Raw genomic sequence first — 24,898 nt, forward strand, 5'->3', positions numbered from 1 at the left:
CTCCCTACGCATTTTCGAACTGTATCTTGTAAAGGTTGTAGTAAAATCCTCTCTTCTCTAACAGTTCATAGTGATTGCCTTTCTCTACAATCCTACCATTGTGGACTACCACTATCTCATCGACGTCTTTCACAGTAGAGAGTCTGTGTGCGATCATTATCACAGTTCTATCCTTTGAAAGCTCCTCTAAGGCCTCCTGAATCTTTGTCTCTGTTATAACATCTACGTTGCTTGTTGCCTCATCGAGAATGAAAATCTTCGCATCAAACAAAACAGCCCTCGCGAGCGCTATGAGTTGTCTCTCACCCGCTGAGAGAGTAGTTCCTCTTTCAACTATTTCGTAATAAACACCTCCAGGTAACCTCTCTATTATATCCAGAGCATGGACTTTTTTCAGGGCTTCAAGAACCCGTTCTTCCGGTATGTTTTCATCGAAAAGCCTGATGTTATCGAGAATCGTTCCACTAAACAGCAGTACATCTTGCGGGACAGCCGCTATTTGTTTTCTCACAAGCTTTAAATTGTATTCCAGAAGCGGAATCTCATCAATGAATATGCTTCCCTTCTGCGGTATGTAAAGACCATTTATCAAGCTCATGAGAGTGGATTTACCACCACCTGTTTCTCCCACTATTGCGTACAGTTTTCCCGGTTGAAAATCCAGATTTATGTCTTTCAACACCCAGTTTTTCCCATCGTAAGAAAACCATACGTTCTCAAAACGAACATAACCTTTTGATATCTTATCCGGTCCATCTGAATTTCCCGTGACCTCTGGCTTTTCTTTCAAGAGGTTCAAAATTTTCTCGGAGGAAGCCATGGAATTCTGGATTATATCGTACTTTTCGGAGAGATCTCTGAGAGGTCTGAAGAACATATCAAGGTAAGACACAAAAGCGTATAGAGAACCGAAGCCAAGGGTTTTATCCGCGATATATCTGGCACCGTACCACAGAACAAGACTCACTCCAAGAAAGTAAAGAAAATCCATGAGAGGACGAAAGACACCGAAGACGTAGAGTTGTTCCATCAGTGACCTGTAATACTCTGTGGCTACTGTGGAAAATTCCTTTTCTTTGTGTTTTTCCAGATTCAAAATTTTTATCACGCCGATACCCGCTATGTGTTCCGCCAGAAAGGCATTGAGACGGGCAAGGTTGGTTCTGACCTTACGATAAGCCCTCCTGTCGAAGTATCTGAACAGGAGGATCGAAATGACGATGAGGGGTAAGAGGTAATAAACGTGGCCAAAAAGTTCTCGGCTGAGCTGGATGAGAGAAACAACAACCGCTCCCAAAAGGAGAACATCCATAATCACGCTGGTCACAACGGAAGAGAAGAACTCCTGGATATTCTGTGTGTCGTTAACGATCCTGGTGGTAACCACTCCGGAAGGTATTCCTGTGAAAAAAGAATACGGAAGAGAAATAACATGGGAAAACACATCTTTTCTCATCAGAAGAACTATCTTTGAGCCTGCGTAACCTGTTACATAAGAATTCGCAAACCCCACCAGAAAGGAAAGGGTATTAATTCCCAGAATAAAGAAAGCTGTTAACACAATCCCTTTCAATCGTTCAACCGAAGAAACGGTGTTCCCAATAAGGAACTTATCTATCGCCGTTTTCATCAAACGGGGTGGAAGGACTTCCAGCACCGTGAGAATCAGAGAGAACACAGTTCCTACAAGAAAAAGATACCAGTATTTTTTAGCGTACCTTAGCAGAAACCTTTCTGGGCTCAAAATCACCACCTCTGTCTTGATATTTTACCACTTCTGTGTGTTATAATTGAACATGGAAAATTTCATTATAAGGAGGGAGTTTTCATGAAAAAGTTTCTTGTGATTCTTCTCGCGGTAGTAGCAGTGGGAGTGTTCGCTTTCTCGTTGGAAGAATTGAAGGTTAGTGTCTTTGGAAATTATAATTTTGTCATTTCTGCGACATCTACAACTTCTGATGCCACGGCCGCTAATTACTTGGATTTTGGTATCGATCTCACGTATCCAGTAGCAGAGAATATGGAGCTGGGTCTTGGACTTGGTTTTGCATATCTCCTCGGTACTGACGCTACTCCTCTTTTCTCTGTTGATGCGACTCCAAGCCAGAGCGCACTCGATCTATTTGCTGTTTTCAAGTATTCCATTGAACTCGACAGAGAATCCAGAGTTGTCATAAGAGGTTTCGGAGGTCCCAGCTGGCCTATGAACAAGTTCGATTTTGGTAGATTCGGTTGGGTCTTTGGTATCGGTGCCAGCTACACAAGAGACTTCGAAGGACTTGTAGTTGGACTCGGTGCCGGTGTTGAAATGAGAATCTACGAGAAAAACAACGTGATCGCAGTCCCCGTAGGAGGAAACTTTGAAATCAATTTCTGACGAAGTTCAGAGAGAAACGGGGGCATCTGCCCCCTTTTATTTTGGGGTGATGTAGATGGACAAGGAAAAATACGTGAAAGGAATAGAAAAAGCACTTCAGAAGATAGCGGTCCGTGAGTTAAAAACCGTCGATATCTCTGAAATATGGATCGAAACGGCTCTTCCAAAAGATCTCATAATTGAAATACTTAAAGAAGAAAAGCTTAACATCCCATCTGACATTGAGACCATAAAAGACGGGAGGGATATCATCTGGAAAAGGTCTGGTTCCTGAACATCTCCAGTTATGAAGAAGTCAGCGCAAGGCTCAGAGAACTCCTTGACCAGCACTTTTCCTACCTGTTTTCACCATCCGATAAGGTTCTTGTCAAACCCAACCTCATATCCGCTCGAAAGCCCGAAGAAGCAGTTACAACTCATCCTATTATTTTGAAAACTGTTCTCGAATTTCTGCTTGATCTCGGTACAAAACCATTTGTGGCGGACAGTCCAGCTTTTAGCAGTTTCAAAAGAGTGGTGAAAGTCACAGGTGTTGAGGATGTTTGTGAAAATCTGGGCGTCCCATGTGTTCCTTTAGACGATCCGGTGGAAGTCAATGGAGAGGTGTTTCAAAAGATAAAAATCTCCAGGAAAGTTCTCGAAGCAGACAAGGTGGTTAATCTTCCAAAGTTAAAGACCCACTCTCAAATGGTTATGACACTCGGAGTAAAAAACACCTTCGGATGTGTGGTGGGACTTGAAAAATCTTCTTGGCATATGAGAGCAAAGAATTACGACGATTTTGCGAATCTGCTGATAGACATTCACCGAATCGTATCTCCAGTTCTCACGATCCTCGACGGTGTGGAAGGCATGGAAGGAAACGGCCCCACAAACGGAAGAAAGAAACACTTTGGCCTTGTGGCTGCTTCGAAAAACGCTTTCGCTCTCGACGACGCTATTTGCAAAGCTTTAGGAATAGATCACGTTGTTTACACAGTTCAACAAGCGAGAGAGAAGAGAATAGTCCCCAATTATGAAACCATAGGAACATTCCACGCCTCCATAGAACTTCCTTCCACCGTCTCGACTCTTGATAGGCTCTCTAGAACCTTCTCAAGATTCTTCGTGAAGTATCCAAAGATCGACACCAGAAAGTGTGTGAAGTGCCGGCTCTGTGAGGAGCGATGCCCCGCCTCGGCCATAGATATCTCCTCCCAGAGAATCAACTACCAGAAATGCATAAGATGCTACGTCTGTCATGAGGTCTGTCCTCAGGACGCTATAAGACTCGTCAGAAGACTCATATAGATGCTATATAGAAAAAGTATATATTGAAACCATTCACGTGATGGTGATAAAATTAATCTGTGGTTTTTTTGAGAATCATTCTCAAAAAGGGGGGCAAGGCTGTGAAACTTTCAAAACTCGTACCAGGAGTTCGCGCAAGAATAAAAAGACTTGAAGTTCCTGGGGAACTACACGAAAAACTCGTAGGAATAGGATTCATTCCAGGTGAAGAAATAGAAATCGTTCAAGTCGCTCCCCTGGGAGATCCTCTCGTTTGCAAGATTGGGAATAGGAACATCACATTGAGAAAAAAAGAAGCAGATTTCATAGAAGTGGAAGTTGTAGATGAGGAATTACCTCTGATCCTCGCAGATGATGGAACTTATGAGATAACCAGATTAGACGTTGGCAGGAGATTTCTCCTCAGAATGAAGAATCTTGGAATCGATCCAGGCAAGAAAATCCAGATTTCGGGAGGGAGATACTACATAGAAGGAAGAGAAATAGATTTGGGATACGGTGAAGCAGCCAAGATATGGGTGAGGAGGGTTAGTGATGCCGGTGAAAAGTCCCACTCGCAGAAGTGAAACTTCTCAAAAAACCGTGAAAGTTGCTCTCGCGGGATGTCCAAACGTTGGAAAGACAAGCCTTTTCAATGCTCTGACCGGCACAAAGCAGTACGTCGCCAACTGGCCCGGTGTGACAGTCGAGAAAAAAGAAGGTATCTTCACATACAAAGGATACACCATCAATCTGATAGACCTCCCTGGAACCTACTCGCTCGGATATTCATCAATAGACGAAAAAATCGCCCGCGATTATTTACTGAAAGGTGACGCCGATCTTGTAATTGTCGTTGCGGATTCGGTCAATCCAGAGCAGAGTCTTTATCTTCTCCTTGAAATACTCGAAATGGAGAAAAAGGTGATCCTTGCCATGACAGCCATAGACGAAGCTAAAAAACTGGGAATAAAAATCGATCGTTATGAACTTCAGAAACACCTGGGAATCCCGGTGGTTTTCACTTCTTCAGTCACAGGAGAGGGTCTGGAAGAACTCAAGGAAAAAATAGTGGAGTACGCGCAGAAAAACACGATTCTCCACAGAATGATTCTGAACTACGGAGAAAAAGTAGAATCTGAGATAAAAAAAGTAGAAAATTTCCTCAAAGACAAAAAAACGAGAATAAAACCAAGGTATTTCGCTTTGAAATACCTCTCAGGAGACCAGGAATTCTATTCGGAAGGTATGAAGCTGGGACTTCCGGAACTGAGTGAGGAAGAAAGAATCGGTTATCGTCTTCTCATATCAAAAAGAAAAAGAGAATACGTTGAGAATGTGGTGAAAGAGGCCTTCGCGGATGCAGGATCAAAATCTCTCTCTCTGTCTGAAGCCATAGATCATGTTTTGACCCACAAATTCCTCTCGTTTCCACTGTTCTTTGCCCTCATGTATCTCGTCTTCAAATTCACCTTTGACATCGCACAGGTCTTTTCGGATTTGCTGGATCTGCTCTTCTCCCAGTTAGGGTCTGCTGTTGTCAGCGTTTTTGGAGAGAACGCTTTCACATCGTTGATATCCGATGGAATAATCGGTGGAGTGGGAAGTATTCTGGTGTTCACTCCCAATATCTTTGCCATGTTCCTCGCACTCGGTTTTCTGGAAGAAAGCGGGTATCTTCCCAGAGCCGCGTTCGTGATGGACAGAATCATGGAAAAATTCAAGCTGAGCGGCAGAGCGTTCATGTCTCTCATACTTGGGTTCGGCTGTAACGTACCTTCCATAATGGCCACCAGATCCATCGATGACCCAAAAGAAAGGCTCGTTGCGATTCTCATCACCCCGTTCATGAGTTGTAGTGCAAGACTTCCAGTTTACCTTCTCATCCTGAGAATCTTTTTCCCAGAATATTCGGCTGCCATGCTCTTTTTGATCTACTCCCTGAGCATTCTGATAACTCTCCTTTCATCGGTTGTCATAAATTGGCTGTTCTATCGGGGAAGAACTTCGCCACTCATTCTGGAGCTACCGAGGTACAGAATGCCAACACTCAAAAATCTGTATATCTACACCTGGAACAGAGGAAAACACTTTTTGAAAAAAGCCGGAACGATCATATTCGTTTCTGCCATTCTTATCTGGGTTTTGAGTTATTTCCCAGCAGGTGGAGACATTGAGAACAGCTTCTCCGCGATGATAGGAAAATCCTTGGAGTGGATCTTCAAGCCTTTTGGATACTCCTGGAAGATAGTGACATCGCTCTTCTACGGGGCCGTAGCGAAGGAAGTTGTTGTCTCGACTATGTCGATGCTCTATGGATTCGAGGAAGAAACGTTTCTGGGTGCAAAAGAAGCTCTGTCAGCGGAAATGGACCCCGTGTCTGCCATAGCGTTCCTTGTCTTCGTCATGGCGTACATACCGTGCTTCGCAACCGTCGCAACCATATACTCTGAAACGGGAAGCCTGAAGTGGACTCTCTTCTCAATAGGGTACTCCTTTGCAGTTGCGTACGTATTGTCCCTGATCATACTTTATACCGGAAAACTGGTGGTGATGCTCATATGAACGTTCTGATGTTCATTTTGGCGCTGATTTCTGGTATTCTTTACATGAAGATCGATCTTTTGTTTGGAATCTTCTTAGGAGTTGTTTCACTCGTTTTCCTTGCGGGACAATTCGAAACATCTAAAGAAAAGTACCGTGCGCATCTGTTCGTTGGAAGTATCATCGTTTTGTTCTTCGCTGGAATGAGTTTTCTTGAGTACCTGACAGGGTTTTTGAGACCCATTCTTGAAGAAGAAAGAATCACCTTGTCAGCGGGACATTACACCCTCTTTCTAACGGGATTGATGGCACTCTTCATGATATTCAAGAAAAGGATGAGATCAGAATGAGATTCTTTCTGGTTGCGATTGTTCTTCTTGGTGTACCAATGTTTGGCTTCAACATCATTCTGGAATCCACACCCACACTCTACGATGTGGTGGAGTACTACGCTGGGAACTGGTGCATATTCAGGATGGTGTACGACGGAACCGTCGATCCATACAACCCTCCCCTTCTCGAAACCAACGCCACGGTCATTGGAAAGGTGATAAAATGGCAAAAACCAGAGGAAAAACTCGTCGAAATATACAAAGAAGGTTCTTCTCTCAATCTCGTAGTGATACACGGAATGGATCCAAGGGAATACACGGGTGAGATGACCGAGTACAAGAAAGAGATTGAGAAGGTGTTCGAGGAAATAGGAGAAAGACTGAGAATAAACGTCTACCTGTTCATCTACCCAACTCTTCTTGCAGATCCGGAAAAGTCAGCCGAAAGATTCATCGATTTCACAAAAAACATGGAAAACATCATCATCTTTGCACACAGCATGGGAGGAATAATAGCGGAACATATCGCTGCCAAGCACCCTGAAAACGTGAAAGGGATAATCTTTGCGGGAACACCTCATTTAGGAAGTCCGCTTGCCAACGTTCTGTTCACTGATCCGGATCGATATGAAGAAGAGTTCCTCATAGACAAAAAGACTGCAGAAAATCTCAGGGCAGCTCTTCTAATATCCTATGCGGGGTTCAGTGCAACGTACGCCCCGGGTTACAAATACCTTCTCTGGAAGAGAAAACCACTGGATTTCTCAACAATTCCCTTTGTGAATCTTGTCGGAACTGTTTCCCTCAACAGTGTAGAAAGTATTCCAGGAATTCTTCTGAACATCATGACAACATCTGCATGGGACACACTGGGATTGATCGGTTTGAAACTTCTCGCAAGTAGCATTTCCACAATGAAAGATGATTTCGAAGAGACGGATGGAATGGTACCGTACAAAAGTGCCTCATACGGAGGAAATGCGCTCGTTTTCGACGCCGACCATGAAGATCTTTACAAAAAGAAAGACATAATCCTTGAGGGGCTCTCATATATTCTTTTTAGGGTACTGGAAAACGAGGTGATTTCAAAGAAGGGGGGATTGTAATGAAAGTTCTTTGGGTTTCCACTGTTCTGTTCAGTCTTATCCTTGCTGGATGTATGTTGACCACGAGTTTTCAAACACCACCAGGTACCGGAGAGATTTCGGAGGAAACACTAATGACGTTTGTTGACCCGGAAGAATCTTCGGAATCAACGATCACTACTGTAGTAGATAATAGTTTACCCGATGCCGATCAACACGGAACTGTTCTCTACGTTTCTCCTGCTTCAACAGATGTCACCGGTTTCATCAGCGTGTGGTTCGATCTAAAGAAGCTCCTTGAAGGAAAAGCTTTCAAAGGAGACATCGTTAAGTTTTATATCGACATACTTCAAACCAGAGAAGACCAGGCGACTGTCACTATGAACATCTATGAAGAAACCAGCGACAGCACCTCACTCACACCGATAGCCACGGCTCTTTTGAAGAAAAATGAATGGACGACCGTGGAAGGTACCACGACCGTCCCTGATCTTGACAACATCGAAAAATACCTACTCGGTGTATGTGCTTCGGAACCTGCCACACTCGATTTCTACATAGACAATTTCGGATGGGAAATCATACATCAACAAGGTGGAGCAACCTGATCATGGATATATCTTTCTTCCCCTTTCATCAGGGATACCTGTTCTCCTGTAAAAGTACGTGTTGATTACATCACACCACTCCTTCGCGTGCTCGAGTTGCATGTGAAGACGCTCTTTCACTCTCTCAAAAATATCCGATGGTACCCTGTCTTTCAGTTCCTCCCATTTTTTTATGAATTCTTCTACTTCCTCAACTCCTTCAAAGTGGAGATCGTACATCGTCTGGAGAAGTGTTTTCCCGGATTTCAAACGATGATCATATCGCACCCTGTGGAAGAAAAGAAGAAGATCCTCAGGACACGTGTTGATATCATCGTATATCTCCTTCCACGGTGAATGGTATTGAAGGGTGTAACCAGTGCCTTTGGAAGTTCTATCGACACCGATCGCTTCCCAGTTGGCTCTGTGGTAAGTGCCCCATTTCGAATATTCGTATCCCTCCGGATTTGGACCGTAGTGGTGACCGGGATTTACCATCCATCCAAGCCCGAACGGAGTGGTGTATTTCTCATACGTTCTGTGGGATTTCATCAACATGTATGAAACATTTTTCAGAACCTTTTCATCATCACCGAAAGTGAGTTTTATCCATTCTTCAACTACCCTTTCGATTTCTTCATCGGGATTCCACGAGAGTCTTCCGAACGCATAGAGATTCGCCTGAGCAAGATCGTGACCCGTCCAGTTAACACTGTCGCCAACATTTGATACTCCGGCAAAACCATTGTTTTTGCGATCAAAGAGAGTTCCATCCACGATTCTCTTCACGTAAGAACCCTCACCCTTAGCAAACGTGTCGAATTCCAGTATCTCCTTCCAGAGGGTTCCTAAAAAGCACAGATGAATCTGCTGACCTGTGTATTCCTGCGTGATTTGAAGCTCAAGGATTTGATTTGTCTTCTCCATCCCCCCGAAAAGCGGGTTGACAGGTTCTCTCACCTGAAAATCCATAGGACCATACTTTATTTGAATGATCACGTTGTCATCGAACTGCCCGTCAAGAGGTTTGAAGTTGTCATAGGCCGCCTTTGCTCTGTCCGTCTTGTAATCTCTCCAGTCTTGAAGGCAGTTGTAAACGAAAGCTCTCCATATTACTACTCCTCCGAACGGTGCCAATGCCCTTGCAAGCATGTTTGCACCTTCTGCGTGCGTTCTTCCAAACATGTACGGTCCAGGATTGAACTCAGAATCGGCCTTGACAAGAAATCCTCCAAAATCCGGAATATAATCGTATATTTCCTTCGCTTTTTCTCTCCACCAGCGAGCCACTCTTTCGTCGAGAGGATCGGCTGTATCCAGTCCCCCTAAATAAACAGGAGAAGCGAAGTTTATACTTAGATAGATCTTAATTCCATACTCTCTGAAGATATCGGCCAATTTCTTCAATTTTTCAAGATAGATAGAATCTATCAAATAAACTTCTCGCTTTTTGACGTTCACATTGTTTACAACAACACCGTTTATACCTATTGAGGCTAAAAGTCTGGCGTAGTCTTTCGTCCTCTGATTTATGATAATTCTGTTGTCTTTGAAAAAAATGGAGCTCCCTGCGTATCCTCTCTCGATCGTTCCATCGAGATTGTCCCAGTGGTTAAGCATACGAAATTTCGCTTTCGGCTTCTCCAGGACGTTCATCTTTTCAATATCCTCGCCGAGTCTTATTCTCTTCATCAAATCAAAAATCCCGTAAACAAGCGACTTCTCCGTCTCGCCAGTTACAATCAGGACTTTCGAACCGTTCCACTCGATCGTTTTCAGTATGAAACCTTCCTCACCAAGATTCTCATCGAACTTGATGGGAAGGGATTCCAAACACCCCACCATGATGTATTTTTCTTTCTTCAGAGGTCTGGAATAAAATCCGGGAGTGATACCAATCGATCTTTCAGAAAACCTTCTGATCTCATCTTTCAAAACTGAGGAACCGGGTTCCAGAATGGAAACACTTGAAAACCAGTCTTTGAGTTTTTTGGCAACGTCAGCTGGTAGACCTCTGTACTCCAGCCAGCACATCCTGTAGTCCACAGCATCTCCCTCCTTGAAAGTTTTGAAACCCCCGGCGTTTGCCGGGGGCTCTGATTCATTTCTGTTCGATGAAGAACTGCATCGGCATGGCATTCAGAGGCGTTCTCAACACATCGTCCGTTACGAGGAATTCCGGTACGTTTCTGAAGTTGTTCTTCGCTATGGCAGGCGAAAGGTCCTCTCCGACGGTTCCTATCATCCAGAGATTTTCTCTATGGATCTTCGTCGCTTCTGCCATGAGCTCTTTGATTTTATCGGGATTCGGCGTGGAGGCTATCTGGTAGTACAGATCGACAAGTCTGTAGACTACTTCTGGTGGTTCAGATCCTTCGGGTACTTCTTCGGGTTCCACGCCTCTTATGTTCTTGTCGATGTAGTACGAGATCCAGTCACTCCATCCTATGTACCAGAAGTCTGCTATGTCCTCGGAACCCGGGAAGATAACCATCGGTGAAGAGAGTGGTTGAGCGGCCCTATCCATGTTCCACACCATCGCATCGAAGTCACCAGCATCGGCTCTTTCGTAGAAGAGAGACCTTTCAACGTTCTCGATTTCTACCCAGACACCTATTTGCTTCCAGTATTCTTTTACCATCGTCCAGACGTCAACATGGAACTGTCCGGTCACGGTGATTGTGAATCGGAGCGGTCTACCATCCGGTAAGAGTCTGTACTCGTGCTTGTTATCCCACTTCAATCCCATCTCATCGAGAAGTTTGTTCGCCCTGTCTGGATCGTACTCTGCGTACGCTTTTTCCCATTCGGAATCGAAGTACGGGGATCCACTCACGAGAGATGCCTGCCTCGGCTCAGCGAGACCGTTGAAGAGGATCTCGTTGATTTCTTCCCTGTTGACAGCGAGTGAAAGAGCCTGTCTGAACCTCACATCGTTGAAGACTTTCCTCATCACCTCGTCGGAGTGAGCGTAGTTCAGTGAGATTCTGCTGGCAGAACCGTTCGCAGCGATCCATTTCAGCACCCTGTATCCTCCACTCTGGGCGTTCTCCATGAGCAGTGTGAAGTTTCCTGCTCCCGCTCCCAGTCCCCCGATGTGTCTCCACTGCATATCGATTTCACCGGAGATCGCCTTCAGGAGTATGACTTCGTCGTTCTTGACGTATTCGTGCCGCACATAATCGATGTACGGAAGCTGGTTACCTTCGATATCAACCGCCCAGAAGTACGGGTTCCTCTCGAGTATGTAGAACTGCTCCGTTGGATCGGTGATAGGCTTCCACGGTGAGAGTGTTGGAAGCTCGGTGTTTTCAAGGAAGTCGTTTTTATCGTTGAAGAGGTCCACCCAGGTGTTGTGCACGCCCTTTACCATCTTCTTCTCTATTTCTTCCATCGGTGTGTACTTTGGATGGAACTGTTTCAGATAGTGTGCTGGTGCTCCGGTAAATCCACCGTATGGAACTTTCAGAAGGAACAATCCGTAAGGCTTGCTGAATTCAAACTTCACCGTGTAGTCGTCGAGCGCCTCGACTTTCACGCCAATGTTGTACCAGTCGGGTTTCGAAGGTGTGATATCGTCGTTTCCTACGATGTCATTAACCCAGAACACAATATCGTGGGCCGTGTACGGTGCTCCATCAGACCACTTCACACCCTTTCTCAAATGGAAGATGTATACCCTTCCGTTTTCCAGAACTTCCCAGCTCTTTGCGAGCCCCGGAACGAGCTCTCCACCCTCTTTGTCCCAGAACGCGAGTTTCACTTCGATGAGCTTGGAAATGCCCCACCTGTCAGAAGGCCCTTTCCAGACCCTTCTCCAGGTACCACCGAACTGTCCAACTTTCTCAACAGGCTGAACCACGAGCGGTTCCTCCGGGAGCCTCTGCTCAACGGGTGGAAGTTTTCCTTCTTTGACGAGTTTGGCAAGCATCGGTGATTCGTGGTACTCAGTAATCTTTTTTCCTGTAACCTTGTAGTACTCCTCCGGTGTTGCGTAAAAGACCCATGTGTCGTTGGCAGCAAGAACAAAAACAACCAAGAGCACAAGTGACAACAAGACAAACAACCTTCTCACAACTAACACCCCCTCACAAAGTGATTTTCACGCCTCTCAATTTCAAACTTTCGGCGAAATGACAGGCCACGTAATGTGGTTTGTCTTCCGTTCTAAGATTTCTGAACTCGGGATACTCTTCCTTACAGATACTTTTTGTATAAGGGCATCTTGGATGGAAGTAACATCCTGATGGAGGATTCGCCGGATTTGGAACCTCCCCTTCTATTGGAACGAGTTCTTCCCTCAAATCCGGATCAGGCTTTGGAACGGACCTCAAAAGCGTCTCCGTGTATGGATGCTTTGGATTTTCGAATATCTCCTCGGTGCTGGCAAGCTCCACGATCTTTCCTAAGTACATCACCGCAACTCTATCAGATATGTGTTCCACAACGCTCAGGTCGTGTGTGATAAAGAGATAGGTGAGAGAAAACTCTTCCTGAAGATCCATCAGAAGGTTCAGTATCTGTGCTCTTATAGAAACATCCAGCGCAGATGTCGGTTCATCACACACCACCAGTTTTGGCCTCAGAGCGATTGCTCTTGCTATAACGATTCTCTGTCTCTGTCCGCCAGAGAAAGCGTGCGGATACCTTATCATATACTCCGGTCTCAATCCAACCGCCTTCAAAAGCTCTGCCACTCGATCTTCCAGTTCTTTTCCCTTCGCTATACCGTTCACCAGAAGTGGTTCACCAACGATCTCTTTGACCTTCATTCTTGGGTTGAGAGAGGTATAAGGATTCTGAAAGATCATCTGCATATACCTTCTGTAGGGTTTCAGTTCATCTCTGGAGAGCTTTGCTATGTTCACGTCCTTTCCATCCAGATGAAGAATAACATCTCCATCTGTGGGATCTATCGCTCTGAGGATACTCTTGGCTGTCGTCGTTTTTCCACACCCACTCTCTCCCACCAGTGCGAGAGTTTCACCCTGTTTTATATCGAAACTGACATCATCCACTGCTCTGACGTAACCTACTACCTTCTTGAAAAAACCCTTCGTCAGCGGGAAGTACTTTTTCAGTCCCTTCACTTCGAGTAGTTTCATTCTTTTTCCCCTCCATAAAGGAAGCACTTTACTTTGTGGCCGGGTTTTACCTCTACCTCGGGAGGTTCTTTCACATCACACAATCCTTTCATGAATTTCTCACATCTGTTGTGGAACCTGCAACCTGTTGGAAGATTGTACGGATCCGGTACCATGCCCTTTATGGTCTCGAGTCTCGTTTTCCTTATTCCAATCTTCGGAATGGATCTCAGCAGAGCCTGTGTGTAAGGATGGAGCGGATTCTTGAAGAGTTCGAAGACCTCTGCCGTCTCCACAATGTTTCCGAGGTACATCACAGCTACTCTGTCTGCCATCTGGGCCACGACTCCCATATCGTGCGTGATCAGAAGGATCGAAGAATGGTACTCCTTTTGAAGTTCCTTCATTAGATAAAGAATTTGTGCCTGTATAGTCACGTCCAGAGCAGTCGTGGGTTCATCCGCTAAAAGCAACGTGGGATTCAGAGACATAGCCATTGCGATCATACATCTTTGAAGCATTCCACCGGAGAGTTCAAAAGGATACATATCCACTACCTTCTCGGCGTTTGGAATCTTCACCTTTTTGAGCATCTCTACAACGCGCTTTCGTGCTTCTTCCTTTGAAATGTTCTCGTGAAGTAATATCGCTTCTACCATCTGTGCACCAACTGTGTACACAGGGGAAAAAGAGGCCATCGGTTCTTGAAAAATCATCGATATATCCTTCCCTCTTATATCCCTTATTTCTTCACCTTCAGGATCGAGTCTCGTGAGATCTAACGTTTTCCCATTTCTGTGAAACACAATCTCTCCATTAACTATTCGAGCGCTTTTTGGAAGGATCCTCAGTATGGACTGTGCCGTGACACTCTTGCCACAACCACTTTCACCAACGAGACCCAGTATTTCTCCCCTTCGAATATCGAACGAAACTCCATCAACCGCTTTTACTGTTCCTTCAGTGAGATCAAAATAAACTCTTAAATCTCTTATTTCAAGAACCTTTTCCATGACTCTCCTCCCTTCATGTCTTGTATGGGTCAGCGGCGTCTCTCAGACCATCACCGACGAAGTTGAAGCAAAGGACAGTGATGATCACAAAGAGACCAGGTATCAGAAGCCATGGATAGAGAGCGACAGTTCTTATGTTCTGTGCTTCCTGTAGAAGAACACCCCAGCTGATCGCAGGTGGTCTGAGTCCCAGTCCCAGAAAGCTGAGCCCAGTCTCACCGAGTATCATCCCGGGTATCGAAAGCGTGGCAGAAGCTATAAGGTGACTCGTCAGAGATGGAAGCATGTGTTTGAAAATGATCCTCCATTCCGAAGCTCCAGCAAGCCTTGCAGCTACAACGAAGTCTTCGTCTTTGAGCGAGAGAAATTTACTTCTCACGACTCTCGCAAGCCCTGTCCAGCCTATCAATGAGAGGATCACGGTGATGGCAAAGTACACCTTTATCTGTGACCAGTACCTTGGAAGCGCCGCAGCCAGTGCCATCCAGAGAGGAATGGTTGGAATACTGATCAGAAACTCTATAGTTCTCTGGATGAAGTTATCGATCTTTCCTCCGTAGTATCCAGATATGCCCCCTATGATGATCCCAAGAACCATGCTGAGAAAAACACCTACCAGTCCTATTGTGGTGGAGATCCTGGCACCGTAAAGGATTCTGGAAAAGACATCTCTTCCGAGTCTGTCAGTTCCAAAAAGGAAGATAGTACCTTCTTCTACTCCAAAGAAATGAACGTCGGATTCCCACGTGTTCCAGAGTTTGTACTTGTCACCGTGAACAAAGAGCTTTATTTTATATATCTTCGTTTTGTCTTCCTTGTAGATTCTTCTGAACGTCTCTGGATCTCTTTCCATTTTGTATCCATAAACAAAGGGACCTATGAATTTTCCTTCATGGAAGAAGTGAACCTTCTGTGGAGGAGCGTATACGTATCTTGCAAAGATCTTGTTTGGATCGTACGGTGAGAAGAATTCGCAGAAAATACCAAGAACGTAGAGTATTCCGAGAATCACCATTCCAATAACTGCGAGTTTGTTTTTCTTGAACCTCCACCACATCAACTTCCATTCTGAAGCAAGATACAGTTCTTCTGTTTTGTCCATCTTCTTCCTCTTCCACACACCTATCACCTCATTCAAATCTTATTCTGGGATCGAGCCAGGCAAGTAAGATGTCGGATATGAGAGTTCCTATGATCGTGAAGACACTCAGTATCAAAACGAGACTCCCTGCAAGGTACATATCCTGGGAAGTGAGTGCGTCAAGAAGAAGCGTACCAACCGTGGGAAGGTTCAAAACGATACCCGTTACAACTGCTCCCGAGACTATCTGAGGAAGTGCCCATCCAGCAGTGGAAGCAAAAGGAATGACGGCAACTCTCAACGGGTATTTCCAGACGAGCTCCCTCTCAGGTACCCCTCTTGCTCTCGCTGCAACCACATAAGGCTTGTTTATTTCATCAAGGAGATTCGCTCTCAAAACCCTTATGAGACCGGCCATGCTTCCCGTTCCCAAAACAACAACAGGAATCCAGATGTGCCTCAAGAGATCAACAAATTTGGCCCACGACCAGGGAGCAACGGCATATTCTGGAGAAAAGAGCCCACCCAAGCTAACACCGGTCGTTACAAACATGAACCACAAAAGAATCAGAGCGAGGAGGAAATTAGGTGTGGCGAGTCCTATATAACCAAGAACAGTGAAAACATAATCACCAATAGAATACTGATGCGTACCTGAATACACACCTATCAAAAATCCGAAAACCCACGCAAAAACCGTTGAAAGAATGGATATCAGTATTGTCCACCAGACTCTCTGATTCAACAAATCACTGACAGGTTTTTCCCACATGAAAGAGTATCCGAAGTCACCTTTCGTAATGATGTTGCCGATCCAGTAAAAGTATCGGACTATCACTGGTTTGTCCAGACCATACCTTTTCTTCAGAACTTCCAGAGCCGCCTGATCGATGGTCTCTCCACTTTGCCTGAGCGTCATAACATATGTGGTGAGATAGTCTCCTGGAGGAAGTTCGATGATGATGAAAGAAACAATAGAGATAACGAACAACAAAGGAATGGCGTAGAGAACTCGTTTTGCTATATAAGCGAGCACCCAGTACACCTCCTCGAAAATTGTTTTCGAAATCAGAAGTTACAATCGCGGGTTACATCGTTCCTTCTTGGAATGAATTCTACACTATCACATCAAAAGAAATCAAGCACCATTAACGGCGATTACACCACATTAACTTCGAATAGCAGAAATTATTGCAGAATATCTTCGTTTTTCTAATTTGAAAGTTCCTTTCACAATAATGGTATAATTTCTTATCGAAGAAGCCCAATTTTTTCTTTACAAAAAATAACTTTAGGGTGATATAATTTCCCAAAAGAAGGTTGGTTAATTTTATGCAGGGAGGTGTGTGAATCTATGCAAGTCAGGAAGAGACGGGGTCTTCTGGATGTTTCAACCGCCGTACTGGTGGGGATTTTAGCGGGTTTTCTCGGTGTCGTACTGGCAGCATCGGGTGTTCTGAGTTTCGGGAAAGAAGCCTCCTCTAAGGGAGATTTTTCTCTCGAAACAGTTCTTGCTTTGAGTTTTGAAGGAACAACAGAAGGTGTGGTCCCATTTGGAAAAGACGTTGTTCTCACAGCTTCTCAGGATGTAGCAGCAGATGGTGAGTACTCTCTAAAGGTCGAGAACAGAACCTCCCCATGGGATGGGGTAGAAATCGACCTGACCGGAAAGGTAAAATCCGGAGCAGATTACCTTCTTTCCTTCCAGGTCTATCAATCTTCTGATGCTCCACAGCTGTTCAACGTAGTCGCGAGAACAGAAGATGAGAAGGGAGAGAGGTACGACGTCATACTCGACAAGGTTGTCGTATCAGATCACTGGAAAGAGATCTTAGTACCGTTCTCACCCACGTTCGAAGGCACACCCGCAAAATATTCTCTCATCATTGTAGCGTCTAAAAACACGAATTTCAATTTCTACCTTGACAAGGTTCAGGTACTTGCTCCAAAAGAATCGGGCCCAAAGGTCATCTATGAAACATCCTTTGAAAGCGGTGTTGGAGACTGGCAACCCAGAGGAGACGTGAACATCGAAGTCTCATCTGAAGTAGCACATTCAGGTAAGAGTTCACTCTTTATCTCCAACAGACAGAAGGGCTGGCAGGGTGCCCAGATCAACCTGAAAGGAATTCTGAAAACAGGAAAAACTTACGCCTTTGAAGCCTGGGTCTATCAGAACTCCGGTCAAGATCAAACGATCATCATGACGATGCAGAGAAAGTACTCATCCGACGCGAACACACAGTATGAGTGGATAAAATCAGCTACTGTACCATCTGGTCAGTGGGTACAGCTCTCTGGAACGTACACGATCCCGGCCGGAGTTACCGTGGAAGATCTCACGCTTTACTTCGAATCTCAAAATCCAACTCTCGAGTTCTACGTAGACGACGTGAAGATAGTGGATACAACTTCCGCAGAGATAAAGATTGAAATGGAACCTGAAAAAGAGATACCTGCTCTGAAAGAAGTACTGAAAGATTACTTCAGAGTCGGAGTTGCACTGCCGTCCAAGGTCTTCCTCAACCCGAAGGACATAGAACTCATCACGAAACACTTCAACAGCATCACCGCAGAAAACGAGATGAAACCAGAGAGCCTGCTCGCAGGCATCGAAAACGGTAAGTTGAAGTTCAGGTTTGAAACGGCAGACAAATACGTTCAGTTCGTTGAAGAAAACGGCATGGTCATAAGAGGTCACACTCTTGTGTGGCACAGCCAGACACCCGACTGGTTCTTCAAAGACGAAAACGGAAACCTCCTCTCCAAAGAAGCGATGACGGAAAGACTCAAAGAGTACATCCACACCGTTGTCGGACACTTCAAAGGAAAAGTCTACGCATGGGACGTGGTGAACGAAGCGGTCGATCCGAATCAACCGGATGGGATGAGAAGATCCACGTGGTACCAGATCATGGGACCTGACTACATAGAACTCGCCTTCAAATTCGCAAGAGAAGCAGATCCGGATGCAAAACTCTTCTACAACGACTACAACACGTTCGAACCCAAAAAGAGAGATATCATCTACAATCTTGTGAAGGATCTCAAAGAGAAGGGGCTCATCGATGGGATAGGGATGCAGTGTCACATCAGTCTTGCAACAGACATCAAACAGATCGAAGAGGCCATCAAAAAGTTCAGCACCATACCCGGTATAGAAATTCACATCACAGAACTCGATATGAGTGTCTACAGAGATTCCAGTTCCAACTACCCAGAGGCACCGAGGACGGCACTCATCGAACAGGCTCACAAAATGATGCAGCTCTTTGAGATTTTCAAGAAGTACAGCAACGTGATCACGAACGTCACATTCTGGGGTCTCAAGGACGATTACTCCTGGAGAGCAACAAGAAGAAACGACTGGCCGCTCATCTTCGACAAAGATCACCAGGCGAAACTCGCTTACTGGGCGATAGTGGCACCTGAGGTCCTTCCACCACTTCCAAAAGAAAGCAGGATCTCCGAAGGCGAGGCTGTGGTAGTGGGGATGATGGATGACTCGTACCTGATGTCGAAGCCGATAGAGATCCTTGACGAAGAAGGGAACGTGAAGGCAACGATCAGGGCGGTGTGGAAAGACAGCACGATCTACATCTACGGAGAGGTACAGGACAAGACGAAAAAACCAGCAGAAGACGGAGTGGCCATATTCATCAACCCGAACAACGAAAGAACACCCTATCTGCAGCCTGATGACACCTACGCTGTGCTGTGGACAAACTGGAAGACGGAGGTCAACAGAGAAGACGTACAGGTGAAGAAATTCGTTGGGCCTGGCTTTAGAAGATACAGCTTCGAGATGTCGATCACACTGCCGGATGTAGAGTTCAAGAAAGACAGCTACATAGGATTCGACGCTGCGGTGATAGACGACGGGAAGTGGTACAGCTGGAGCGACACGACGAACAGCCAGAAGACGAACACGATGAACTACGGAACGCTGAAACTCGAAGGAATAATGGTAGCGACAGCAAAATACGGAACACCGGTCATCGATGGAGAGATAGACGAGATCTGGAACACGACAGAGGAGATAGAGACGAAAGCGGTGGCTATGGGATCGCTTGACAAGAATGCGACAGCAAAAGTGAGAATGCTTTGGGACGAGAACTACCTGTACGTACTTGCGATCGTGAAAGACCCCGTTCTGAACAAAGACAACAGCAACCCGTGGGAACAGGATTCCGTGGAGATCTTCATCGACGAGAACAACCACAAGACAGGATACTACGAAGACGACGACGCACAGTTCAGGGTGAACTACATGAACGAGCAGACGTTTGGAACGGGAGGAAGTCCAGCGAGGTTCAAGACAGCGGTGAAACTGATCGAAGGAGGATACATAGTTGAGGCAGCGATCAAGTGGAAGACGATCAAACCCACACCGAACACGGTGATAGGATTCAACATCCAGGTGAACGATGCGAACGAGAAAGGGCAGAGGGTCGGTATCATCTCCTGGAGCGATCCCACAAACAACAGCTGGAGAGATCCTTCAAAGTTCGGTAACCTCAGGCTCATCAAGTGAGGGGGGAGATTTCCCCCTCCTTATTTGATCATAATCTTAAGGGGGTAGATAGATCATGAAGAAATGGTTTTTGATGAGGGAGTTTTCGCTTTTCTGATCATCCTTTCAGGATGTGTCTCTGCACCTGGTACGGGAGGAGCATTGAACAAGGTTCTAAAGGTAGAAACGGGTGATCAAGGCTGGAAAACGGCATGGTTCTATGGTATTGGGAACTACATCAACGCAGATGCAACCTACACCTACAGCGTCAGAATCTACCACGAAGAAGCCACATCTGTGAAGTTCAACCTCACGTTGAAGACAACAACAAATCAGTACAAATCCATATTCTGGGGAAGAGAAGTGCTACCCGCAACATGGGTGACGATCGAGGCAACCTACACGTTGAACTCCTCTGATGGAAATCCCTCGGACATCTACATCGAACCTCAGACCCCCGGTATCACCTTCTACCTCGACGACTTCGTGATCAAAGATGAGAGTGGCAAAGTTGTTTTGAAAACTGATTTCGAAGACGGTACAGAACAGGGCTGGTCAGGTAACAACGCCACTGTTTCGGTTGTGTACGATCCTGCTCAATCTCAATGAGCTGAGACATCAAAAAACAACCCCCGCTCGTGCGGGGGGTTATTCTTCATACACTGTGTAGATACTCATTTTTCAAATATCTGGAGGAAACGAAAATAAGAAGAGATCCACCGATGAGCTTCAGGAGGTAGATGATGATTTCCGGTAATCCCAACTTATAACCGACCGAGAAGAAAAATGGAGCCTGAAACCCTGCCCAAACAAACATGAGGATTCCTGAAACTGTGAGAACCGCCCTTAGAAGATCCTTCATACTACTTTCCACTTTTTTCCTGAAGTAACTCTCACTGAATATGAAAAATCCAAGGAACGCGATGCCCAAAACTATCACAACGAATTTGTCCACAGCGTTTATGGTTTGTAAACGAGCACTTGTGAGTCCAAGCAAGGTGAAGAAGAATCTTCTACCTTCCATGAATATCACGTAAAATCCAAGAACACTCGTCACTGCAAGAAAGAGATAGGCCAAAACGTAATTGAAAATTTTTTTCATAATTTCCCCCCTCATCCAAAGAAGAGAGCTTTCGGGCCATCGTAACTAACGTGCTTCACGAGTTCTCTTGCTTCCTTAATAGGAATCTGCCCCTTTTCAACCATCTCTCCCACCACATTCGAAAGAACCCTCCTGAACATCTCTGTTCTGGAACCGAAGGAGAGAAGTTTTCTGGAATCTGTGACCATTCCCGCAAGGTTGTACAGAAGATCGACTGAAGCGAGGTATTTCAGGTGCATCTCCATGCCAAATGGACTGTCGTTGAACCACCATGGAGCACCGACATAAACATTCGGAAAAGCACGTGCAATGGTGGATATCGTTGGAAGATGCGTGGGATCGAGTACATAGAGAACGATCTTGAGCTTTCCGTCGAACTCGTTCAGAAAGTACCTCAGCCCTTCTGCGATTCTCAGAAAGTTCGTCGAAATATCTCCTCCTGAGTCCGGTCCGAGCGTTTTGAAAAGGCTGTCTCTATAATCTCTCAAAGCACCGATGTGAAGCTGTGTCACCCAGTTCGTTTCCTGGTTCATTTTCCCAAACTGAACCATCATAAAGGCCTTGTAATCGTTTATTTCATCCTGAGTGAGTTTCTCCCCACTGAAGGCTTTTTCATGAACTGCCCTTGCTCTGTTTTCGTCCACATAGTATACCGATGGCTCCAGGAGAGCATGGTCACTCGCCACACAACCATGCTCTTTGAAATGTTCGTGTGACTTCCAGAGCGCGTTCAGAAAACCATCGAGTGTAGAGGTGTCTTCACCGTAACGCTCCCCCATCTTCTCCACGTACTCTCTCCATCCCTCTTTGTCTACGTTCATTGCTCTGTCTGGTCTCCAGGTGGGAAGGATGGTAACACCTTCCACCGCTTCTTTTGCCTTCCTGTGATGTTCCAGAGTGGAAACAGGATCATCTGTTGTGCAAAGGATCTCCACCTTCATGTCTCTGAGAAGTTTCTGAGGTGTCATCTCAGGAAGCTTCTTTTTCGTTTCTTCCCATATCTCTTCTGCCGTCTCTTCTGAAATTACCTTCTTTATGTTGAACCTTCTCCAGAGATCAAGGTGTATCCACTCGTAGGTTGGATTTCCCACAAATCTTGGAAACACCTTTGCGAGGGCAAGCCATTTTTCTTTGTTACTTCTCGATCCAGTTATGTACTCTTCCGAAACACCACAGCGTCTCATGAGTTCCCACACATAATGATCTGTCGCACCCTCTACTTCCCAGATATCGTTCCAGGGTTTGTTCTCAACGATGTCTTTCGCATCCAGATGGTTGTGTGGATCCACAATGGGAAGATCCTTGACCTCATTGAACAATCGCACAGCTGCTCTGTTTGTCAGAAGGTAATCCTCTCCAAGAAACATACATCCACCTCCATTTGAAAATGGTTTTCTCAAAAAGAAAATCTTCATGGTATTATTATAATTGATTGTAGACAAAGAAGAAAATCAGGGAGGCAGAGAATTTGAATACCCTCAAAAAAGCCTTCGAAATACTGGATTTCATCGTAAAGAATCCTGGCGATGTAAGCGTTTCTGAAATAGCCGAAAAGTTCAATATGAGCGTTTCAAACGCATACAAATACATGGTTGTTCTCGAAGAGAAAGGGTTTGTTCTCAGAAAAAAAGACAAGAGATACGTACCGGGGTACAAATTGATAGAGTACGGTTCATTCGTTCTGAGGCGCTTCAACATTAGGGATATAGCTCACGACCATCTCGTGGATATCATGAAAAGAACGGGGGAAACAGTACACCTGATTTTGAAAGATGGCTTCGAGGGAGTTTACATAGACAAGGTGGAGGGTGAGCAGAGCATTCCTATGGTCTCAAGACTTGGTATGAAAGTCGACCTTTACTCCACAGCCTCTGGTAAATCCATTCTCGCCTTCGTTCCCGAAAAAGAATTGAAGGAATACCTGAAAATTGTGGAACTAAAACCAAAAACCCCAAACACCATCACGAATCCCAGAGTACTGAAGAGAGAGCTTGAAAAAATTAGAAAGCGAGGATACGCCGTAGACAACGAAGAAAACGAAATAGGTATCATGTGTGTGGGAGTTCCTATATTTGATCACAACGGATATCCGGTGGCTGGAGTGAGTATTTCCGGGGTTGCACGAAAGTTCACAGAGGAAAAAATAGAAGAATACTCCGATGTACTCAAAGAAAAGGCAGAAGAAATATCCAGAAAACTTGGATATTGAAACCCGCAGATTTATGGTTTTTGTTTTTTTGAAATATGATTAAATATCACATATCAGGAGGGATGAAGATGGAAGAGCTCTTCAAAAAACACAAGATTGTAGCCGTGCTGAGGGCAAACAGTGTGGAAGAAGCGAAAGAAAAGGCGTTGGCTGTTTTTGAAGGAGGAGTTCACCTCATCGAAATCACCTTCACTGTTCCAGACGCTGACACAGTCATCAAAGAACTCTCGTTCCTCAAGGAAAAAGGTGCCATAATAGGTGCAGGTACAGTGACGAGTGTCGAACAGTGCAGAAAAGCTGTAGAAAGTGGAGCAGAGTTCATCGTCAGTCCACACCTTGACGAGGAAATCTCTCAATTCTGCAAAGAAAAAGGTGTCTTCTACATGCCCGGTGTGATGACACCCACCGAACTTGTAAAAGCCATGAAACTCGGTCACACGATTTTGAAACTCTTCCCTGGAGAAGTGGTGGGACCTCAGTTTGTAAAAGCGATGAAAGGACCGTTCCCCAATGTGAAATTCGTGCCCACTGGAGGCGTGAATCTGGACAACGTGTGTGAGTGGTTCAAAGCCGGAGTCCTCGCTGTTGGTGTTGGAAGTGCGCTTGTGAAAGGAACACCAGACGAGGTGAGAGAAAAAGCAAAAGCGTTCGTAGAAAAGATCAGGGGGTGCACAGAATGAAGGTGGTAACTTTTGGAGAGATCATGTTGAGACTCTCACCACCAGATCATAAGAGGATCTTCCAGACAGACAGCTTCGACGTCACCTACGGCGGAGCAGAAGCGAACGTAGCGGCTTTTCTTGCTCAGATGGGACTCGATGCGTACTTTGTGACAAAACTACCAAACAACCCGCTGGGGGACGCTGCAGCAGGACATCTCAGAAAGTTCGGTGTGAAGACAGACTACATAGCAAGAGGTGGAAATCGAATAGGTATTTACTTCCTTGAGATAGGGGCTTCTCAGAGACCGAGTAAAGTTGTCTACGACAGAGCACACTCTGCCATTTCTGAGGCAAAAAGGGAAGACTTCGACTGGGAGAAAATTTTGGATGGTGCGAGATGGTTCCACTTCTCAGGAATTACTCCTCCTCTTGGAAAAGAACTTCCTCTCATCCTTGAAGACGCTTTGAAAGTCGCTAATGAAAAAGGTGTGACGGTGAGCTGTGATCTAAATTACAGAGCAAGACTCTGGACAAAAGAAGAGGCACAGAAGGTGATGATTCCATTCATGGAATACGTGGATGTTCTGATCGCAAACGAAGAAGACATAGAAAAAGTTCTTGGCATCTCGGTTGAAGGTCTCGATCTTAAGACAGGAAAACTGAACAGAGAAGCGTACGCGAAGATAGCAGAAGAAGTCACTAGGAAATACAACTTCAAGACGGTTGGTATCACTCTCAGAGAAAGCATATCCGCAACTGTGAATTACTGGTCCGTCATGGTTTTTGAAAATGGTCAGCCCCATTTCTCGAACAGATATGAAATACATATCGTGGACAGAGTGGGAGCCGGAGACAGCTTTGCAGGAGCTCTCATCTACGGAAGTTTGATGGGATTTGACTCGCAGAAAAAGGCCGAATTCGCGGCAGCCGCTTCCTGTCTCAAGCACACAATACCCGGGGATTTTGTGGTGCTCAGCATAGAAGAGATAGAGAAACTCGCGTCCGGTGCTACCTCCGGTCGAGTGGAAAGATAAGGAGGT

22 protein-coding genes are annotated in these 24,898 nt (G+C 45.4%); 13 read left to right on the top strand and 9 right to left on the bottom strand.

What is annotated here, in order from left to right:
- Window positions 1-4: 4 nt before the first annotated feature.
- Complete coding sequence (locus AS158_RS06555; protein WP_038052075.1) at window positions 5-1,744, bottom strand: ABC transporter ATP-binding protein; 1,740 nt, start codon at window positions 1,742-1,744, stop codon at window positions 5-7.
- An 84-nt stretch (window positions 1,745-1,828) separates the two neighbouring features.
- Here AS158_RS06555 and AS158_RS06560 point away from each other — a divergent pair, with 84 nt between their 5' ends.
- The 8 genes from AS158_RS06560 to AS158_RS06595 all read left to right on the top strand — a co-directional run bounded on the left by AS158_RS06560 (window position 1,829) and on the right by AS158_RS06595 (window position 8,215).
- On the top strand, window positions 1,829-2,377 hold the full coding sequence (locus AS158_RS06560; RefSeq protein ID WP_038052072.1) for an outer membrane beta-barrel protein: 549 nt from the start codon (window positions 1,829-1,831) through the stop codon (window positions 2,375-2,377).
- Between the two features lie 55 nt (window positions 2,378-2,432).
- Complete coding sequence (locus AS158_RS06565) at window positions 2,433-2,651, top strand: hypothetical protein (RefSeq protein ID WP_038052070.1); 219 nt, start codon at window positions 2,433-2,435, stop codon at window positions 2,649-2,651.
- Between the two features lie 65 nt (window positions 2,652-2,716).
- Window positions 2,717-3,667: a DUF362 domain-containing protein gene (locus AS158_RS06570; RefSeq protein ID WP_081953057.1), complete on the top strand. Its 951-nt coding sequence runs from the start codon at window positions 2,717-2,719 to the stop codon at window positions 3,665-3,667.
- A 101-nt stretch (window positions 3,668-3,768) separates the two neighbouring features.
- The gene (locus AS158_RS06575) at window positions 3,769-4,233 is read left to right on the top strand and encodes a FeoA domain-containing protein (protein ID WP_038052068.1); all 465 of its coding nucleotides are present in this window, start codon (window positions 3,769-3,771) and stop codon (window positions 4,231-4,233) included.
- A complete protein-coding gene (feoB, locus tag AS158_RS06580) occupies window positions 4,202-6,211 on the top strand; it encodes a ferrous iron transport protein B (RefSeq protein ID WP_165304763.1) in 2,010 nt (669 codons plus the stop codon). The genes AS158_RS06575 and feoB overlap by 32 nt, the downstream gene beginning before the upstream one ends.
- The gene (locus AS158_RS06585; protein ID WP_165304764.1) at window positions 6,208-6,540 is read left to right on the top strand and encodes a hypothetical protein; all 333 of its coding nucleotides are present in this window, start codon (window positions 6,208-6,210) and stop codon (window positions 6,538-6,540) included. The genes feoB and AS158_RS06585 overlap by 4 nt, the downstream gene beginning before the upstream one ends.
- Window positions 6,537-7,628 (top strand): alpha/beta fold hydrolase, encoded by a 1,092-nt coding sequence (locus AS158_RS06590; RefSeq protein WP_165304765.1) that lies wholly within the window; start codon window positions 6,537-6,539, stop codon window positions 7,626-7,628. Before AS158_RS06585 ends, AS158_RS06590 begins: the two co-directional genes overlap by 4 nt.
- The gene (locus tag AS158_RS06595) at window positions 7,628-8,215 is read left to right on the top strand and encodes a hypothetical protein (protein WP_038052062.1); all 588 of its coding nucleotides are present in this window, start codon (window positions 7,628-7,630) and stop codon (window positions 8,213-8,215) included. Before AS158_RS06590 ends, AS158_RS06595 begins: the two co-directional genes overlap by 1 nt.
- Here the strand turns inward: AS158_RS06595 and aguA are convergent, their stop codons facing one another.
- The 6 genes from aguA to AS158_RS06625 are packed head-to-tail and all read right to left on the bottom strand — an operon-like array spanning window position 8,216 to window position 16,408.
- Complete coding sequence (aguA, locus tag AS158_RS06600) at window positions 8,216-10,240, bottom strand: xylan alpha-(1->2)-glucuronosidase (RefSeq protein WP_038052060.1); 2,025 nt, start codon at window positions 10,238-10,240, stop codon at window positions 8,216-8,218. It abuts the gene before it with no gap.
- Window positions 10,241-10,295: 55 nt separating this feature from the next.
- Window positions 10,296-12,269, bottom strand: a complete 1,974-nt coding sequence (locus AS158_RS06605) for an ABC transporter substrate-binding protein (RefSeq protein WP_038052058.1) — start codon at window positions 12,267-12,269, stop codon at window positions 10,296-10,298.
- 13 nt (window positions 12,270-12,282) lie between these two features.
- On the bottom strand, window positions 12,283-13,299 hold the full coding sequence (locus tag AS158_RS06610; protein WP_165304766.1) for a dipeptide ABC transporter ATP-binding protein: 1,017 nt from the start codon (window positions 13,297-13,299) through the stop codon (window positions 12,283-12,285).
- Window positions 13,296-14,291: an ABC transporter ATP-binding protein gene (locus AS158_RS06615; protein WP_165304767.1), complete on the bottom strand. Its 996-nt coding sequence runs from the start codon at window positions 14,289-14,291 to the stop codon at window positions 13,296-13,298. Before AS158_RS06615 ends, AS158_RS06610 begins: the two co-directional genes overlap by 4 nt.
- A gap of 13 nt (window positions 14,292-14,304) precedes the next feature.
- Window positions 14,305-15,393, bottom strand: coding sequence for an ABC transporter permease (locus AS158_RS06620; RefSeq protein WP_165304860.1), 1,089 nt, complete (start codon window positions 15,391-15,393; stop codon window positions 14,305-14,307).
- A 28-nt stretch (window positions 15,394-15,421) separates the two neighbouring features.
- A complete protein-coding gene (locus tag AS158_RS06625; protein ID WP_038052052.1) occupies window positions 15,422-16,408 on the bottom strand; it encodes an ABC transporter permease in 987 nt (328 codons plus the stop codon).
- 318 nt (window positions 16,409-16,726) lie between these two features.
- Between AS158_RS06625 and xynA the strand changes: the two genes are divergently transcribed.
- Both xynA and AS158_RS06635 read left to right on the top strand, forming a co-directional pair.
- A complete protein-coding gene (gene xynA, locus AS158_RS06630; RefSeq protein ID WP_165304768.1) occupies window positions 16,727-19,906 on the top strand; it encodes an endo-1,4-beta-xylanase XynA in 3,180 nt (1,059 codons plus the stop codon).
- A gap of 63 nt (window positions 19,907-19,969) precedes the next feature.
- Window positions 19,970-20,494 (top strand): carbohydrate binding domain-containing protein, encoded by a 525-nt coding sequence (locus tag AS158_RS06635; protein ID WP_241241272.1) that lies wholly within the window; start codon window positions 19,970-19,972, stop codon window positions 20,492-20,494.
- Between the two features lie 46 nt (window positions 20,495-20,540).
- Here AS158_RS06635 and AS158_RS06640 read toward each other — a convergent pair whose 3' ends face one another.
- Window positions 20,541-20,987 (bottom strand): hypothetical protein, encoded by a 447-nt coding sequence (locus AS158_RS06640; protein WP_004082554.1) that lies wholly within the window; start codon window positions 20,985-20,987, stop codon window positions 20,541-20,543.
- Window positions 20,988-20,998: 11 nt separating this feature from the next.
- Window positions 20,999-22,354 (bottom strand): glucuronate isomerase, encoded by a 1,356-nt coding sequence (uxaC, locus tag AS158_RS06645; RefSeq protein ID WP_004082556.1) that lies wholly within the window; start codon window positions 22,352-22,354, stop codon window positions 20,999-21,001.
- Between the two features lie 101 nt (window positions 22,355-22,455).
- Between uxaC and AS158_RS06650 the strand changes: the two genes are divergently transcribed.
- The 3 genes from AS158_RS06650 (at window position 22,456) to AS158_RS06660 (ending at window position 24,892) form a co-directional block, all read left to right on the top strand.
- The gene (locus AS158_RS06650) at window positions 22,456-23,196 is read left to right on the top strand and encodes an IclR family transcriptional regulator (protein WP_004082558.1); all 741 of its coding nucleotides are present in this window, start codon (window positions 22,456-22,458) and stop codon (window positions 23,194-23,196) included.
- 68 nt (window positions 23,197-23,264) lie between these two features.
- Window positions 23,265-23,876 carry a bifunctional 4-hydroxy-2-oxoglutarate aldolase/2-dehydro-3-deoxy-phosphogluconate aldolase gene (locus AS158_RS06655; RefSeq protein ID WP_004082560.1) on the top strand — a complete coding sequence of 204 codons (612 nt, stop codon included), beginning with the start codon at window positions 23,265-23,267 and terminating at the stop codon, window positions 23,874-23,876.
- A complete protein-coding gene (locus tag AS158_RS06660; protein ID WP_004082562.1) occupies window positions 23,873-24,892 on the top strand; it encodes a sugar kinase in 1,020 nt (339 codons plus the stop codon). Before AS158_RS06655 ends, AS158_RS06660 begins: the two co-directional genes overlap by 4 nt.
- The last annotated feature ends 6 nt before the right edge of the window (window positions 24,893-24,898 follow it).

It is taken from the genome of Thermotoga sp. 38H-to, from assembly GCF_011057665.1.
Taxonomy (GTDB): Bacteria; Thermotogota; Thermotogae; order Thermotogales; family Thermotogaceae; genus Thermotoga.

Coding starts and splice junctions, on each gene's coding strand:
- AS158_RS06560 (WP_038052072.1), top strand. CDS start 1,829: ATGAAAAAGTTTCTTGTGATTCTTCTCGCGGTAGTAGCAGTGGGAGTG.
- AS158_RS06565 (WP_038052070.1), top strand. CDS start 2,433: ATGGACAAGGAAAAATACGTGAAAGGAATAGAAAAAGCACTTCAGAAG.
- feoB (WP_165304763.1), top strand. CDS start 4,202: ATGCCGGTGAAAAGTCCCACTCGCAGAAGTGAAACTTCTCAAAAAACC.
- AS158_RS06585 (WP_165304764.1), top strand. CDS start 6,208: ATGAACGTTCTGATGTTCATTTTGGCGCTGATTTCTGGTATTCTTTAC.
- AS158_RS06590 (WP_165304765.1), top strand. CDS start 6,537: ATGAGATTCTTTCTGGTTGCGATTGTTCTTCTTGGTGTACCAATGTTT.
- AS158_RS06595 (WP_038052062.1), top strand. CDS start 7,628: ATGAAAGTTCTTTGGGTTTCCACTGTTCTGTTCAGTCTTATCCTTGCT.
- AS158_RS06610 (WP_165304766.1), bottom strand. CDS start 13,299: ATGAAACTACTCGAAGTGAAGGGACTGAAAAAGTACTTCCCGCTGACG.
- AS158_RS06615 (WP_165304767.1), bottom strand. CDS start 14,291: ATGGAAAAGGTTCTTGAAATAAGAGATTTAAGAGTTTATTTTGATCTC.
- AS158_RS06620 (WP_165304860.1), bottom strand. CDS start 15,393: ATGGACAAAACAGAAGAACTGTATCTTGCTTCAGAATGGAAGTTGATG.
- xynA (WP_165304768.1), top strand. CDS start 16,727: ATGCAAGTCAGGAAGAGACGGGGTCTTCTGGATGTTTCAACCGCCGTA.
- AS158_RS06635 (WP_241241272.1), top strand. CDS start 19,970: ATGGTTTTTGATGAGGGAGTTTTCGCTTTTCTGATCATCCTTTCAGGA.
- AS158_RS06640 (WP_004082554.1), bottom strand. CDS start 20,987: ATGAAAAAAATTTTCAATTACGTTTTGGCCTATCTCTTTCTTGCAGTG.
- uxaC (WP_004082556.1), bottom strand. CDS start 22,354: ATGTTTCTTGGAGAGGATTACCTTCTGACAAACAGAGCAGCTGTGCGA.
- AS158_RS06655 (WP_004082560.1), top strand. CDS start 23,265: ATGGAAGAGCTCTTCAAAAAACACAAGATTGTAGCCGTGCTGAGGGCA.
- AS158_RS06660 (WP_004082562.1), top strand. CDS start 23,873: ATGAAGGTGGTAACTTTTGGAGAGATCATGTTGAGACTCTCACCACCA.